Below are 14,953 nucleotides of genomic sequence, written 5' to 3' on the forward strand. Positions count from 1 at the left end.
GGCTGGTCTGATGTGTTCAAACTTAAAAGTCTGACTTTTGGGAGTGAAGGTCGTGGTGTGCCAGCCTGTGGTGAAACTGGGACACGCCCCGGCGCCTCGGCGCACGGGTGGGACGGCGCGAGAAGGACATGGCGGACGAAAACACGCAAGACGGCGACGGTGACGGCGGTGGGATCAGAACGTTCCCCTTCCCGGTCGATCTCAGCCTCCTCGGCGTCGGCATGCAGGTCGGTCCCATGGGCGCCGGCCGCACCTGGCACGCGCAGGCCCCGCTGCACCGTGTGCACCGCATCGACTTCCACGTCGTCATGCTCTTCACCGGCGGCCCGGTCCGACACATGATCGACTTCGCCGAGTACGAGGCGACGGCCGGCGATCTGCTGTGGATCCGCCCCGGACAGGTCCACCGCTTCTCCCGGACGAGCGAGTACCGCGGAACGGTGCTGACCATGCAGCCCGGCTTCCTGCCGCGCGCCACCGTGGAGGCCACCGGCCTCTACCGCTACGACCTGCCGCCCCTGCTCCGCCCCGACGAGGCGCGGCGCGCCGCGCTCACGGCCTCGCTCGACCACCTGCGGCGCGAGTACGAGGACGCCACCACCCTGCCGCTCAGCCTGCACACCGCGGTACTGCGCCACACGCTGTCCGCGTTCCTGCTGCGCCTGGCGCACCTCGCGGCCAGTTCCGCGCAGGCGGCGCGGCAGGGGCGGGCGGACGCGCCGGGGGACACCTTCACCCTCTTCAGGGACGCGGTCGAGCGGGACTTCGCCACCAACCACAGCGTCAGCGCCTATGCCGACGCGCTCGGTTACTCCCGCCGCACCCTCGTCCGCGCGGTGCGCGCCGCCACCGGCGAGACGCCCAAGGGGTTCATCGACAAGCGCGTCGTCCTGGAGGCCAAGCGCCTCCTCGCCCACACCGACATGCCGATCGGCCGGGTCGGCGCGGCGGTCGGCTTCCCCGACGCGGCGAACTTCTCCAAGTTCTTCCAGCAGCACACGGACCTGACGCCGGCGGCGTTCCGGGCGGAGCTGCGCTGAGCGGCCCGCGAGGGCACGACGGAGGGGCTCCCCGCGCGCGGGGAGCCCCTCCGCCCTCCGGTGGGGGGCCGGTCGCCGCTCAGCGGCCGAAGCCGAACCGGTTCACGTTCACGAGGTCGGCGGGCCGGCCGCCGGTGAAGGTCAGGTGCACGTCGGGCGTGCCCGTCACCGCGGTGAGCGCGCGTACGCGTCCCGTGCCCGGCCGACGCGGCTCCGGCGAGCGGTCGGGCACGGCGAGCCCTTCTACCGGGCCCTTCCACCAGGTCCTTCCACCAGGACCTTCTACCGGGCCCTTCCACCAGGACCTTCTACCGGGCCCTTCCACCAGGACCTTCTACCGGGCCCTTCCACCGGGCCCTTCCACCAAATCCTTCCGCCGGGCCCTTCCGCCGCGATGGCTCGGCCCGCACCGGCCGTCAGGGCCCCCGGCCGGTGCGGGCGCGGCGAACGCCCTCGTGACCCGCTCGCCGGGTCAGGCGGCGCCGAGTGCGCTGCCGGCCTTCCACTTCTTCCACGCGAGGTTCCAGCCGTTCAGGCCGTTGGCCGGGTCGACCGTCCGCTCCTTGGAGTCCTTCGCACCGGAGTTCTTCACGATCACCACGTCGCCGAGCCGGGAGCCGGTGTAGAAGGCGTGGCCCGCCGTGGCCTTGTCGTCCCCGCCCTTGGCGTCGTGCAGGCCGATGCAGCCGTGCGTGGTGTTGCTGTGTCCGAAGACCGAGGCGGAGGTCCAGTAGTTGCCGTGGATGAAGGTGCCCGAGGTGGTCAGGCGCTGGGCGTGCGGCACGTCCGCGATGTCGTACTCGTGGCCGAGTCCGACCGTCGAGGACTCCATCCGGGTCTGCTCCAGCCGCTCGCTGATCACCATGATCCCGGACCAGGTGGTGTGGTCCGCGTTCCCGCCCGTGACCGGGTAGGTGGCGACCGTCTTGCCGTCCCGCTTGACGGTCATCCGGTGCGTGGCCAGGTCGACGGTGCTGATCTGCGCGCGGCCGATGGTGAAGGCGACGTCCTTCGACTGGGTGCCGTAGACACCGTCGGCGGCTCGCACGCCCGCCAGGCGCAGGCGGACGTTGACCTTCGTGCCGGACGCCCAGTACTTCTCGGGGCGGAAGTCGAGCCGGGTGTCGTCGAACCAGTGGCCGACGACCTCGACCCCGGGATCGGCAGTCACCGTGATCGCCCGCTCGACCGCGGCCTTGCGCGTCACGGCGTGCGAGAAGGTGATCGACACCGGCATTCCCACCCCGTACGTGCCGCCCGCGTCGGGGGTGACGGAGGCGGTCAGCGTCTTCCTGGCGGCGGTGGGGGTCCCCTCGGCCGCCCGTGCCGTGCCGCCGCCCAGGCCGGTCAGCGCCGCGGCGACCGGCACGGCGCCGAGCGCGGCGAGCACCCCGCGTCGGGACCACCCGGTCTGCTGGTCGGCCCGGTCGGGTATGTGGGGGGTGCTCACGGCATGCGGCCTTTCTGCGGTGGGGCGGGGGATGTGTGCAGTCTGCACCGTATATCTGGGTTGACCCTGTGCGTGCCTGTCCGGGGTCTGTGACGGTTGTGAGAAATGTGGCAGACGAGCACAGGCGGTCGGCCGGTCGCTCCCTGTGGCCGACCGGTTGCGGCGCGGCCGGGGGTGGTGCCCTCCTCGCGCGAGCCGCACCGCTGGTGCGCCCGACGGTCGGCGGGCCCCGGGCCGGGCGTGCCATGATCGGCACCAGGCGCAAGCCCGGGTCGGGCCGGGCGACGGGAGGGTGCGGACATGAGGCTGACGATTCTGGGGGGCGGCGGTTTCCGGGTGCCGCTCGTGTACGGGGCGCTCCTCGGGGACCGCGCCGAGGGACGCGTGACGCACGTCGTGCTGCACGACCTGGACGCGGCCCGGCTGTCGGCGGTGACCCGGGTGCTGGCCGAGCAGGCGGCCGGGGTGCCCGACGCGCCGGCGGTGACCGCCACGACCGACCTGGACGAGGCGCTGCGCGGGGCCGACTTCGTCTTCTCCGCGATCCGCGTCGGCGGCCTGGAAGGGCGGGCCGACGACGAACGGGTGGCGCTCGCCGAAGGCGTGCTCGGGCAGGAGACGGTCGGCGCGGGCGGCGTCGCGTACGGACTGCGGACCGTCCCGGTCGCCGTCGACATCGCGCGCCGGGTGGCCCGGCTGGCGCCGGACGCCTGGGTCATCAACTTCACCAACCCGGCCGGTCTGGTCACCGAGGCCATGTCCCGGCATCTCGGCGACCGCGTCCTCGGCATCTGCGACTCGCCGGTCGGCCTCGGGCGCCGCATCGCCCGCGTGCTGGGCGCCGACCCGGACCGGGCCTTCATCGACTACGTCGGCCTCAACCACCTCGGCTGGGTCCGCGGCCTGCGCGTCGCCGGACGCGACGAACTCCCGCGGCTGCTCGCCGACCCGGCGCTGCTCGGCTCCTTCGAGGAGGGCCGGCTCTTCGGCCCCGAGTGGCTGCAGTCCCTGGGCGCGATCCCCAACGAGTACCTGCACTACTACTACTTCAACCGGGAGACGGTCCGCGCCTACCGGGAGGCCGACCGCACCCGCGGCGCGTTCCTGCGCGACCAGCAGGCCCGCTTCTACGAGGAGATGCGCCGCCCCGACGCCCCGGCGCTGGCCACCTGGGACCGCACCCGCGCCGAACGCGAGGCCACCTACATGGCCGAGAACCGGGAAACGGCGGGTGCGGGCGAGCGCGAGGCGGACGACCTGTCCGGCGGCTACGAGAAGGTGGCGCTGGCCCTGATGCGGGCCGTCGCCCGCGACGAGCGCGCCACCCTGATCCTCAACGTCCGCAACCGCGGCACGCTGTCGGTCCTCGACGCCGACGCCGTGATCGAGGTCCCCTGCCTGGTCGACGCGAACGGCGCCCACCCGGTGGCCGTGGACCCGTTGCCGGGCCACGCCACCGGCCTGGTCTGCGCGGTCAAGGCGGTCGAGCGGGAGGTGCTGACGGCGGCCGAGAGCGGCTCCCGTACGACAGCGGTACGTGCCTTCGCCCTGCACCCGCTCGTCGACTCGGTCAACGTCGCCCACCGCCTCGTGGCCGGCTACACGGCCGTCCACCCGGGCCTGGCGTACCTGCGGTAGAGCGGCCGTTCCACGACTCGCGGACAGGGCGAGGCGGGTCGTGCCCGGCCGGGGAGGGGAGGGAGGGGTGTCCGGCCCCCTGGGCGCAACGCGCCGCACACGGATGTGCCGGGGCGGACGAGGTCCCCGGCGGCACGGGCGAGCCGCCCTTGTGACCCGGCACCCCGGTATGATCTTGTGGGGCCGAACGCGCGTCCGGAAGGGGTGGGGATGACGTCGACGGCCGGACGTCCGGGGCAGCTGTGGGCGATCAGCGACTTGCACATCGGCTACGCGGAGAACCGCGCCCTGGTGGAGACGATGCGCCCCGAATCCGACGACGACTGGCTCCTGGTGGCCGGCGACGTGGCGGAGACCGTCTCCGACATCCGCTGGGCCCTCGGCACCCTCGCGGACCGCTTCCGCCGGGTCGTCTGGGTCCCCGGCAACCACGAGCTGTGGACGCACCCCAAGGACCCCGTCACCCTGCGCGGCGTCGCCCGCTACGAACACCTCGTCGAGATGTGCCGCGAGTTGGGCGTGACAACCCCCGAGGACCCCTACCCCGTCTGGGACGGAGCCGGTGGGCCTGCGGTCGTCGCGCCGCTGTTCCTGCTCTACGACTACTCGTTCCTGCCCGCCGGATGCGCCACCAAGGACGAGGGACTGGCGTACGCCCACGGCACCGGCGTCGTGTGCAACGACGAGTTCCTGCTGCACCCCGACCCCCACCCGAGCCGCGAGGCCTGGTGCCGGGCGCGGGTCGCCGAGACCGAGCGCAGGCTCGCCGCGCTCCCCGCCGAGCTGCCGACGGTGCTCGTCAACCACTACCCGCTCGACCGGCACCCCACCGACGTCCTGTGGTACCCCGAGTTCGCCATGTGGTGCGGCACCCGGCTGACCGCCGACTGGCACCGCAGGTTCCGGGTCGAGACCATGGTCTACGGGCATCTGCACATCCCGCGTACCACTTGGCACGAGGACGTCCGCTTCGAGGAGGTGTCGGTGGGCTACCCCCGCGAGTGGCGCAAGCGGAGCGGACAGCCGGGACGTCTGCGCCGCATCCTGCCGTCGCCGTCGCGCGAGGAGGTGGCCCGATGATCGAGGAGCTGCTGCCGGACACCGTCGTCACCGTGGAGGCGTACGGCCACGACGACGCCGGACACCTGCCCCTCTACCCGGAGGAGGAGGCGCTCGTGGCGCGGGCGGTCGCCAAGCGCCGCCGCGAGTTCACCGTCGTACGGTCCTGCGCCCGCCGGGCCATGGAGAAGCTCGGCGTGCCCGCACAGCCCGTGCTGACCGGTGAGCAGGGCGCGCCGCGCTGGCCGGCCGGCCTGGCCGGCAGCATGACCCACTGCGACGGCTACTGCGCCGCCGCCCTGGTCCGCGCCACCGACCTGGCCTCCCTCGGCATCGACGCCGAACCCGACGGGCCGCTCCCGGAGGGCGTCCTGACCGCGGTGGCCCTGCCCGGCGAGGCGGAGCGGCTGCGCCGACTCGCGGAGGAGCGGCCCGGCATCCACTGGGACCGGCTGCTGTTCAGCGCCAAGGAGTCCGTCTACAAGGCGTGGTTCCCCCTCACCGGGCAGTGGCTGGACTTCTCGGAGGCCGACATCGAGATCGCCGTGGATCCGGGCGACCCGCGCCGCGGCACCCTGCACGCCGTCCTCCTGGTGCCGGGGCCGGAGGTGGGAGGCCGGCGCCTCACCCACTTCCGCGGCCACTGGGCCGCCCGCCAGGGCCTGGTCGCCACGACGGTGACGGTCCCGCACACATAGCCCACCGCCCGGTCCGGGCCCGGGGCGCGCCTCGGGCGTGCCGCCCGTCCCGGGCGTGCTGCACGCCGCCGGGCGTGGTGCGCTCCTCGGGCATGCTGCCCGTCTCCGGGCGGGGTGCGCGCCGCCCGGTTGTGCGTGCTGCCCGTTCCCGGGTGTGCGTGGTGCCCGTCCTGTGCGTGGTGCCCGGCCCGGGGCTGGAGCGTCCCTGGACGCGGTGCGCGCCGCCGGGAGCGGTGTACATCGGGGGCGTGGTGCCCGTGCCCGGGCGTGCTGCCCGTCCCGGAGGCATGGTGCGCGTCCTGTGCGTGCTGCGCGCCGCCGGGCGGGCTGCCCATGCCCGGGCGGGCTGCCCGGCCCGGGCGTGGTGCGCCCCGGCGGAGCGCAGGTCATGGGCGCGGGCACCAGTGGGCCAGCAACCGGAAGAAAGCCTCCTCGTTGCCAGCGAGCCCGGCGGCCTCCAGCGCCTGCTCCGCCTCGGCCAGTACGGAGGGCGGGACGACGGGCGGGCGAGGCGCGTCGGCGGGTCCCGCCGCGGTGTCGAAGCCGGCCCGCACGGTGTGCAGGAGCCGCAGATAGGCCTGAACGGCGGTGCGCTCGCGGTCGGTCAGTACGGCGGTGGTCATCGGTCGGCTCTCCCCACAACGACGTCAGCGGTCACGCGCCACCGCCACGACGGCGGCACACTCCAAGCTTGCCGTCCACCACTGACAATCACCCCGGGCCGCGCCCCCCACGGGCCGATCCAGCCGTCAGCCCAGGTATCCCAGCGACGCACCGATCCGCCCCGCCAGGTGATCCCGCTGCACCGGCCCGCGCAGTGACGAACCCGCCAGCCACGCCCGGCACTTGCTGGCCAGCAGCAATCCGAAGGACTCGGCCTCCTTCTCGTCGGCGAGGTCGAAGCGGGAGCGCGCGGCGACCGTGCGCACGGTCGCCCGCAGCGCGTCCTCGTCCCGGTCCGCGCCGGCCCCGCCCAGCAGGCGGGCCGCGACCGCGGTGTCGTCGACGTGGTGCCCGCCGTGCCCGGCCTTCATGTGCCACAGCTCGTGCCCCAGGATCACCAACTGGTGGTCGGGCGCGGTGCGTTCCTCGACGACGACCAGGTCCTGGTCGGCCAGGTCGAGCCACAGGCCGCTGGCGGTCCCGGGCGGGAAGGCGGCCATGCGGAACCGGACGGGACGGCCCCGGCGTCTGCTCATCGCGTCGCACAGTGCCGCGTACAGCTCGACGGGCCGCGCCGGTGCGGTGAGCGTCAGCTCCTCGACCAACTCGCCGCACAGGCGGCGCATCTCCCTACCGGTGCCCACGTCTCTCCCCAGGCTCACGACTCGGGCCGCTTGACACTCTCCAGAAGCATGTCCAGCCACTCGGCGACCTTGTCGCGGTGCTGGTCGGTGGGCAGTTGGGCGGCCCGCCAGGCGATGCCGCGCACGCCGTGGTCCTGCAGCAGCCGGTCCAACGGGTCGTCGGCGGCGGCCTCCGCCTGCCGCTCACAGTCGGCGAGCTGCTGCAACAACTCCTGCTCGGTGTGCTGCAAGGCGCCCGCGAGCGCCTCGGGGTCCTCGGCGGTCAGGAACCCGGCGTGCACCCGGAAGAACCGCTGGATGGCGTCGCAGTGCTCCATGGTGGGCCGTCGGTCGCCGTTGATGAGGGCGCCCGCCTGCTGCCGGGACATGCCGGCGCCGTCGGCGATCTCCTGCTGGGTGTACTTGCGGCCGTTCGGCTTCAGCCGGGTGCGACGCAGCAGGTCCAGGCGCTGCACGAACCGGGCCTGCACATCGGGCTCGCCCGCCGGACGCCCGCACAGCAGGGCGCCCACCACATGCTCCGGGACGCCGGAGGCGGCGGACAGGCGGCCGACGTCGAAGACCTCGGCGTGCGGCACGCCGAGCCGGTCCGCGAGTGCGGTGACGCGGGCGACGACGGCGGGCAGTACGGCCGTCGGATGGGCACCCGGACCCTCGAAGGCACCCGTCACCGACTGATCTCCTACGTCTCTCACAGGCCTCACAGGCTTCTCACACGTGCTTGCCGTGAACTTCCCGGAGAGTAGCCCGCGCTCGAACCCACATCCAGGTCTCGCCACAACTGTGGCCAATTTCAGCCGTCAACAGGCATGAAATGCCACGATAGTTGACACGCCTCGCGTCGGGGCACCAGGATCGGGACGCCGCGAGAAGGCCGCATAGGCAAGAGGGGTGACCTCCCGATGGCATTTCAGGCAGGAGGGCAGCGGCCGGCGCCGCGGCCCGCTCCCGCGACGCCCGAGGCACAGGCGTATCTCCAGGACTACGCCACTTTCCTGGAGGCCGTTCCCTTTCCCTCCCTCGTCGTCGACCACCGCTGGGACGTGGTGCTGACCAACGGCGCCTTTCGGACGCTCTTCGCAGGGGCCGGGCCGCATCCGACGGCCATGCCGGGCGACAACTTCCTCAGGTTCGTCCTGTTCCACCCCGACGCGTCCGCGGTCCTCGGGGAGCACGAGTCGAGCTGGTGCCTGCCCATGCTGGCGCACTTCGCCGCGACCCTGGAGCGGTACGGACACGACCACGGCCTGCAGGCCGTGCGCCGCGACATCGCCCAGGACCCGATCATGGAGGCCGCCTACCGGCAGGGCCTGCCGCACTGGATGCGCGCCGTCGGCGTGGAGGCGGTCGAGCACGACGGTGCCGTACGGCCGGTGCACCACCCCGATCCGCGCTGGGGCGCCACCGAGTGCCGGATCGTGGTCGAAACCCCCAGGGCGCTGGACCAGCTGGGCTACACGCGGTTGACGCTGGTCCTGCGCGAGCCGCACCGCCCGCCGCGCACCCGCCGCGCCGCCTCCCACCTCAGGGTGGTCCCCGCCGCCGGGTGAGCCACCGGGAGAGCGGTCACGAGCTGGAACTCGCGCCGCTCCACGGACGTTGTGAACGGTGTGGGACGTCCTGGTCGCCCGTGGCCGCTCCGCGTCCGGCGGCACGGATCGTGTCCGTGGTCCGGGGAACGCCCGGGCGGCAACGTTTCTCCCTCCCTCGCGGAACGCGTGCGCCGGGACTGTCGGTGGGTGCCCCTAGTCTTTCGCCCATCGTCACAGCGGGGCGCGCCGATGGGCCGCCGGACGTGCTGTGCCAAGTTCCGGCTAGGGAAGAGGCGAGGAAGCCATGGGTTGGCTGGCAGCGGGCGACACTTACGAAGTCGCTCTGGTGGAGGGGCAGGTGGTGGCCCGGCCCGCGTCGGGAGCGTCCCCGGCCGAGCAGGGGACGACCTTGCCCGCCGAGATACGGGACCGTCCCGAAGTACGCGAGCTCCAGCACTTCGCCGAGTGGCTGGAGCGGCACGCGGCCCAGTGCGCCGCGCAGGTCGACCACTGGATGGTGTCCTCGCTGCCGGTGCCGACCGCTCTGCTGGCCCAGGTCTGGCCCGACGAGGCGTGGCGGGCGGCGCTGCGCGACATCGTTATCGTCGGTGACGGCCGCGGCGACGTCGGCTTTCTGCGCGACGCGGACGAGTCCGGCGCGCTGCGGGTGGTGAACCTCGACGGCGAGACCGTCCGCCTGACGCCCCGCACGGTGACCATGCCGCACCCGGTCCTCCTCCCCGACCTGGAGGAACTGCGGACCTTCGCCGCCGAGTTGGGTGTGATCCAGGGCGTCGAGCAGCTCCACCGCGCCACCTGGCGCAAGCCCGACGGGATCGACCCCGCCGCCGACAGGGTCACAGAGTTCTCCGGCGCCGAGTACCGCTCGTGGTTCCACCTCTCCTCCCGTGCCACCTCCCTCGGCTACCGGATCTCCGGCAGCAGCGTGGTCGACCGGATCCGGGACGCCGGGCGCGTTTTCACCGCCACGGTCGGCATGAGCGATCCCTACACCGAGGAGAAGGCCTGGACCGGCAACCTGAGCTGGAGCGACGAGGACGGCAGCCGGCGCCTCCCGCTGAGCGAGGTCGGACCCGTGGCCTGGTCCGAGGGCATGCGCATGGCCGCGGCCCTGCACGCCGGCCGCACCGTGAGCGCGGACGGCGCCGAGTGAACAGCACCGAGGTACGCACATCCATGAAAGGCACGCGATCATGAGCGACGGGACGACACGGGGCGGGGCGGCGGCAGAGGTGGAGGAGCTGCTGCGCGCCGGGGCGGTACTGCCGCCGGGCACCCCGGGCGGAGGCGACCGGGCCGTGCCCGTGTTCACCCGGGCCTACCGGCACCCCGGGCTGGAGGGCCGGACCGTGGTGCGCCTGATCACCGAAGACCGGACCGGGGACCCGGACGCGGGCTTCCTCGGACTCGAACCCGAGGGCGAGCCGGTGGAGGTCGGCGTCGGGCAGCACCGGGCCATGGGCTTCCCCGAATGGGTGCTGGTCCGCCATCCCTCGGACGGCCACCTGGCGATGTCCCTGGTCGAGGAGATGGAGAAGGTCGCCCGGATGGTGAGGTCCCGGGCGAAGAAGGCCCGCGCCACCTACGAGTCGATCGGCGAACGGCTCGCGGGCTCCGTGCCGCACTTCCTGCCGACCTTCTACGAGCAGGCGGGCCGGGTGTTCCTCGCCGCCGGCCAGCAGGCGTACGCCTCCCAGATGTTCGTCAACGCGCGCAAGGCCGAGACGGCACACGGGCTGCCGTTCGACGAGGCGCGGATGGACGCGGTCTTCCTGGAGTTCGCCCTGGCCGACGCCATGCCGACCAAGGTCCTCGCCGGCTATGCCAAGGGGCTGTCCTCCAGGGTCCCGGCCGCGACGGCGTTCCGGCACCTGCGCGGGCTCTTCGTCCGGCTCGCCGCGCACGGCGTGGCACCGTCGAGTCCGGGCGCGACCGATCTGCGCCGGCTGGCGAAGGCGGTCGCGGGCAAGAACGCCCTCGCCGAGGAGATGGCCTACCTGCGTGACGTGCTGCCGCTGCCCGGCACCGTCAAGGCACCACCCGGCTGGTGGAAGGCCCACCGGCCCGCCCTCGTGGAACTCGCCCGACGGGAACCCGCGGTCCGCGGCACGCTGCTGGGGCTGCTGCCCACGGGGTGGGAGCAGGACGAACTGAACCAGTGGCTGGAGCTGCTGGAGAAGACCGGAGCCGACGCCGGGCTGTGCGACGTCACCCTGCCCGCCGAGGTGCGTTCCCCCGACGGCACGGCCGGCTGGACGCGCAGGTTCCTCGGGCTCTGGGACGCCCGCTCGAAGCTCGCCCCGGCGGCGCTGTACCCGTTGCTCGACCGCACGGCCGACGCGCTGCGCACCGAACTGACCTCGTCCGGCGACACGTTGACGCCCCCGGTCGGTGACGTCAACCTCCTCGACCAGCTGCTGGCCCTGCGCATACCGGTCGCCGAACCGGAGGAGCGCTGGATGCTCAACCTGCACCAGTGGGCGACCTGCGACCAGCGGCGCGACCTCGTCGCCCTGGCGGCCGACACCCGCTTCCGCCCGGCGTTTTGGCGCGGCTGCCCCACGTTCGAGCGCGAGGGCATCGACAGACGCACCGTCACCACCCTGGCGGACACGCCCGGCGGACGCCCGATGCTCGCCGAGTGGGTCGCCGACGTCAGCCGGAGGTACCTCACCACCGAGCTGGGCGGGTTCTCCCGCTGGCGCGGTCCTCTGGAGACACTGAGCTGGCTGCCGGGCGAGGTCCTGGCGACCGCCGAGAAGGAGGTGCGGGAGGCCCTGGGCACCGGCATGGCCCCGGCGCTCGCCCGCACGCTCCGGACCGGGATCCTCGACGAACTGGGCTGGCCCGCCTGGGACGAGGCGGTCGGCCCGCCCGAGTCCGCCGAGGCGGCGGCGCAGATGACCAGGGTGTGCGAGGCCTGGCCGCACCTCATCGTCCTGCGCGGCACACGGGCCCGGGTGATCGGGGCGGAGGGCACGGTGCTCGAGCACGACCTGCGCCTGCCGGACAAGGCGGACCGCTGGCGTTCCGACGCCCGGTACGTGGACGGCGGGCTGCTCGTCTCCTGGTACTCGTTCTCCACGTCCAGCAGCCACGGTTACTGGTACGACGGCGACACCGACGCCCCGGCACCGGTACCGGTCGACGGCGACGTCCGCAACTCCTACGCGTGCCATGCGGACGGCAGCGGCGGGATGAACGGCATGCCGCCCGCCTCCCTCCCCCTCCCCGGGGGCGGCCGGACCACCGGATACGGCGTGCTGCGGAGAGGCGACACCCACGTGCCGTCGAGGCGCGAGGTGATCAGCGACGGCACGTCGTACTGGGTGTGGTTCAAGGACTGGTCCGACGAGAGGAACAGCGGCTGGCACGCCTACGACCCGGACAGCAATGCGCAGGGTGAACGCGCGGAGCCGGAGTGGTTCGACGAGGGCGCGCGCGCCGCGCCGGAGGGCAGCACCCTCCACGCCGGCTGGTTGCTGCCCGCCCCCTCCGCCGCGCCGGGTCCGGTGTCCGCCCCGGTGGACGGGCTGCTCGGCTGGCGTGTGATCACGCTGCCCGACGGTTCGAAGCGGGGCGAGGACCTGGCCGGACGCTCGGTCGTCGTACCGCCCGGAACGAGTGCGACGCCCGAGCACGCCCTGATGTTCCCCGGCGCCGACCGGGCCCTGGCCGTCACGCGGTGGTCGAGCGACCTCGTGCTGCTCGACAGCGAGGGCGCGGTCGTCGCCGAGGTCGCGCGCCACCAGGCGGCCGGGCCCTTCAGCGCGGGCACCGCCGTGCTGCCGCCCCTGCGCTACTGGCACCTGCTCCAGCCCCGCGACCCGCAGGGCTCCGCGGCGCTCCGCCGGGTCGGCGAGGACACCGCGACGGCACTGCTGGCAGCGGCCCTGGCGGAGCCGACCGGCGACGAGACGGACGGCCGGGACCAACTGCCGGCTCTGATCCGGACGTTGCTCCCCGAGGTCCGCCACGAGGCACTGCGCGCGGGCATCGCCGGCGTGGTGCGCTACGCCGCCGACCAACAGCGCACCCTGGACGCGGCGCGGGCCCGGCTCGACGCGGCGGTCGAGGGCGACGCCCCGGAGGAACCACGGCCCGCGCTCGGCGACCGCCTGCTCGCCTCGGCGCTGAACGGGGTCGGCCTGACCGAACGCGACAAACGCGGGTACTACGACTTCCAGCACGGTCTCTTCGACCTGCCCCGGCTGCTCTCCCGGTCGATGAAGGGCCTGACCGAGCCGGCCGCCGCGGGCGGAGTGCACCTGTCCATGCCCCAACAGGCACCGTTGCAGCACCTGAACGGGCTGGCCCTGCCCGAACTGCCCGCCGTAGTGGCCCTGAGGGCGGCTTCTCAGGCCACCGTGGAGGAGCACCGGCAGGCCCTGGAGGCATTCCTCGAGGAACTGGACGCCCACGAGCTCACGGAGCTCGACCCCGGCCACTGGCGCCGTGTCCGACTGGTGCTGGACCACAGCCTGTTCAGCGGGCCCGACTCCGTGAGCGGCTGGACGAAGGGGACCGTACTCGACCTGGGCGAGGGCGCGTTCCTGATCTTTCCCGACGACTGGTACCGGGTCGTTCACGAGTACGGCCACCCCGAGGGCAAGGGCAGGCAGTACGCCGCGGCCTATCACGACCCTTCCGGCCGGTTCGAGACGCCCGCCCCCTACACCTTGGAGTCCGAGGAGCCGTTCGTCCCGGGGCCGACCAGGGCTCCCGGCTGGGCCGCGGCCTTCCGGGCCGAGCTCGCCGGGCGCGGACCCGCGCCCTGGCGCCCCGAGGCCGCCGAGGAGTTCGCCCGGCTCACCGGCGTCACCCCGACCACGGCGCGGCTGGTGCTCGCCGGAATGCCGCAGATCGACGACAAGCGCGTGAGCGTGCCCTCCGCGACCCTGAAGGCCATCGGGGTGAAGACGGCCGACGCCCTCGTGGCCAAGGACGAGTTGAGGACCCTCGACATCGGCGCCCTCCGGGCCGTCGTGGCGGCGCTGCTGCCCACCGAGCCGTCCCGGCTGTGGACGGACGGCCCCGACGTGGCCGCGGCGGCCGAGGTCTGGAACCGGCGGCTGGGCCGGCGCGCTCCCGTCCCCGAGGACGTGCTCCACGAGGCCGTCCGTTCCGTGGAGCCCAAGGGATGGGCACCGGCCCAGGCACTGCGCGGCTTCCTCGACGTGAGCGCCGAACCCCGGTTGAGCGCGGACCTGACCTGGACGACGGGCGCCTACTACCTCGAAGCCACCGAGGACACCCCCGGCTTCGACGGGCCCACCCTGAGGGGAGCGGTGCCCCTGGCCGCGTGGCTCGCCCACCGTCTCCCGTCCGGCGACCCGATCCGCGCCGTCCTGCCCGGGGTGCTGACCGCGATCCGCGACCGGCTGGCCCATCCGGGACTGCTGGTCGAGCTCCACAGGAGGATCGACCTGGAGGCGTACCGCCTGGCCGCCGGCGACCCCACGGAGACGGGCGACGGCTTCGAGCGCTACGGCGCGGTCGTGCTGGGCACCGCGAGCGGCTTGCCCTACGCCGCCGTGCGGACCGCACTGCTCGACCCGGCCGGACACGACCCCCACATGGCGGCGCTGTCCCCCGGCCAGCGACCGACCGTCGTGGAGAGCGCCCTGCGCCTGGTCCACGACGGACGGTTCGCCGAACTGCTCGCCGACCCCGGGAACCCGGTGGCGGGCGAGCGCGACGAGGACGGCCTGTGGTGGCCGCAGGACCCCGCCCGGTCCGTGCCCGACCTGGTCGGCGAGGTGGCCAAGCGGTACGGCCTCGGCGAGGACGCAGCAGCCCTCTACCTGATGCTGCTCGCCATGCCGGACCCCACCGACCGCAACACCGCGCGCTGGACCGGCTGGGGCAAGCAGCGCGGCGGAACGGCCCGGCTCCGTGCCGCCCGCGTCGAACTCGCCGCCACCGACCTCGTGGTCGAGGGCAACCGCTCCAAGGCCGGACGCTCGCTGTTCCTGCCCGGCGGGTGGACCCAGCCCGGGAACCCGCACCTCCCGCTGGAGCGGTGGAAGCTGCCGATGTACGACCTGCTCGACGGCGAGGCACCCGCCCTGGGCGTCCTCGTGCCCACCCGGCCCGTCGCCGATCTGTACCGCGAGGCCTGGGGGCGCGTCCAGGACGGGGACGAGCCGCAACTGGAGGAAATGGAGGTGCCGCGACCGCGCAGGCGCCGCCGCTGAGTCCCGCCACG

12 protein-coding genes are annotated in these 14,953 nt (G+C 73.7%); 7 read left to right on the plus strand and 5 right to left on the minus strand.

Going from position 1 to position 14,953, the window contains the following annotated elements:
• Positions 1-128: 128 nt before the first annotated feature.
• Positions 129-1,040, plus strand: coding sequence for a helix-turn-helix domain-containing protein (locus RM812_RS00410; RefSeq protein ID WP_311570307.1), 912 nt, complete (start codon positions 129-131; stop codon positions 1,038-1,040).
• A gap of 79 nt (positions 1,041-1,119) precedes the next feature.
• Here the strand turns inward: RM812_RS00410 and RM812_RS00415 are convergent, their stop codons facing one another.
• Entirely contained in the window at positions 1,120-1,272 is a 153-nt protein-coding gene (locus RM812_RS00415; protein WP_311570630.1) for a carbohydrate-binding protein, read from the minus strand.
• Between the two features lie 240 nt (positions 1,273-1,512).
• A complete protein-coding gene (locus RM812_RS00420) occupies positions 1,513-2,490 on the minus strand; it encodes a L,D-transpeptidase (RefSeq protein WP_311570308.1) in 978 nt (325 codons plus the stop codon).
• Positions 2,491-2,790: 300 nt separating this feature from the next.
• Between RM812_RS00420 and RM812_RS00425 the strand changes: the two genes are divergently transcribed.
• From RM812_RS00425 to RM812_RS00435, 3 genes are all read left to right on the plus strand, one after another.
• Positions 2,791-4,128: a 6-phospho-beta-glucosidase gene (locus RM812_RS00425; protein WP_311570309.1), complete on the plus strand. Its 1,338-nt coding sequence runs from the start codon at positions 2,791-2,793 to the stop codon at positions 4,126-4,128.
• 210 nt (positions 4,129-4,338) lie between these two features.
• Complete coding sequence (locus tag RM812_RS00430) at positions 4,339-5,208, plus strand: metallophosphoesterase family protein (RefSeq protein ID WP_311570310.1); 870 nt, start codon at positions 4,339-4,341, stop codon at positions 5,206-5,208.
• The gene (locus RM812_RS00435) at positions 5,205-5,885 is read left to right on the plus strand and encodes a 4'-phosphopantetheinyl transferase family protein (protein WP_311570311.1); all 681 of its coding nucleotides are present in this window, start codon (positions 5,205-5,207) and stop codon (positions 5,883-5,885) included. Before RM812_RS00430 ends, RM812_RS00435 begins: the two co-directional genes overlap by 4 nt.
• 386 nt (positions 5,886-6,271) lie before the next feature.
• Here RM812_RS00435 and RM812_RS00440 read toward each other — a convergent pair whose 3' ends face one another.
• The 3 genes from RM812_RS00440 to RM812_RS00450 all read right to left on the minus strand — a co-directional run bounded on the left by RM812_RS00440 (position 6,272) and on the right by RM812_RS00450 (position 7,863).
• The gene (locus RM812_RS00440; protein WP_311570312.1) at positions 6,272-6,508 is read right to left on the minus strand and encodes a hypothetical protein; all 237 of its coding nucleotides are present in this window, start codon (positions 6,506-6,508) and stop codon (positions 6,272-6,274) included.
• Between the two features lie 126 nt (positions 6,509-6,634).
• Positions 6,635-7,174 (minus strand): toxin-antitoxin system, toxin component, encoded by a 540-nt coding sequence (locus RM812_RS00445; protein ID WP_311570614.1) that lies wholly within the window; start codon positions 7,172-7,174, stop codon positions 6,635-6,637.
• A 32-nt stretch (positions 7,175-7,206) separates the two neighbouring features.
• Positions 7,207-7,863, minus strand: a complete 657-nt coding sequence (locus RM812_RS00450; RefSeq protein ID WP_311570313.1) for a helix-turn-helix domain-containing protein — start codon at positions 7,861-7,863, stop codon at positions 7,207-7,209.
• 231 nt (positions 7,864-8,094) lie between these two features.
• On the opposite strand from RM812_RS00450, the gene RM812_RS00455 reads away from it, so the two are divergent.
• From RM812_RS00455 to RM812_RS00465, 3 genes are all read left to right on the plus strand, one after another.
• Complete coding sequence (locus RM812_RS00455) at positions 8,095-8,742, plus strand: MmyB family transcriptional regulator (RefSeq protein ID WP_311570314.1); 648 nt, start codon at positions 8,095-8,097, stop codon at positions 8,740-8,742.
• Between the two features lie 286 nt (positions 8,743-9,028).
• Positions 9,029-9,898, plus strand: coding sequence for a DUF4132 domain-containing protein (locus tag RM812_RS00460; RefSeq protein WP_311570315.1), 870 nt, complete (start codon positions 9,029-9,031; stop codon positions 9,896-9,898).
• A gap of 40 nt (positions 9,899-9,938) precedes the next feature.
• Positions 9,939-14,942, plus strand: a complete 5,004-nt coding sequence (locus RM812_RS00465; protein ID WP_311570316.1) for a DNA-binding protein — start codon at positions 9,939-9,941, stop codon at positions 14,940-14,942.
• Positions 14,943-14,953: the final 11 nt, after the last annotated feature.

The organism is Streptomyces lancefieldiae, assembly GCF_031845825.1.
Lineage (GTDB): Bacteria > Actinomycetota > Actinomycetes > Streptomycetales > Streptomycetaceae > Streptomyces > Streptomyces lancefieldiae.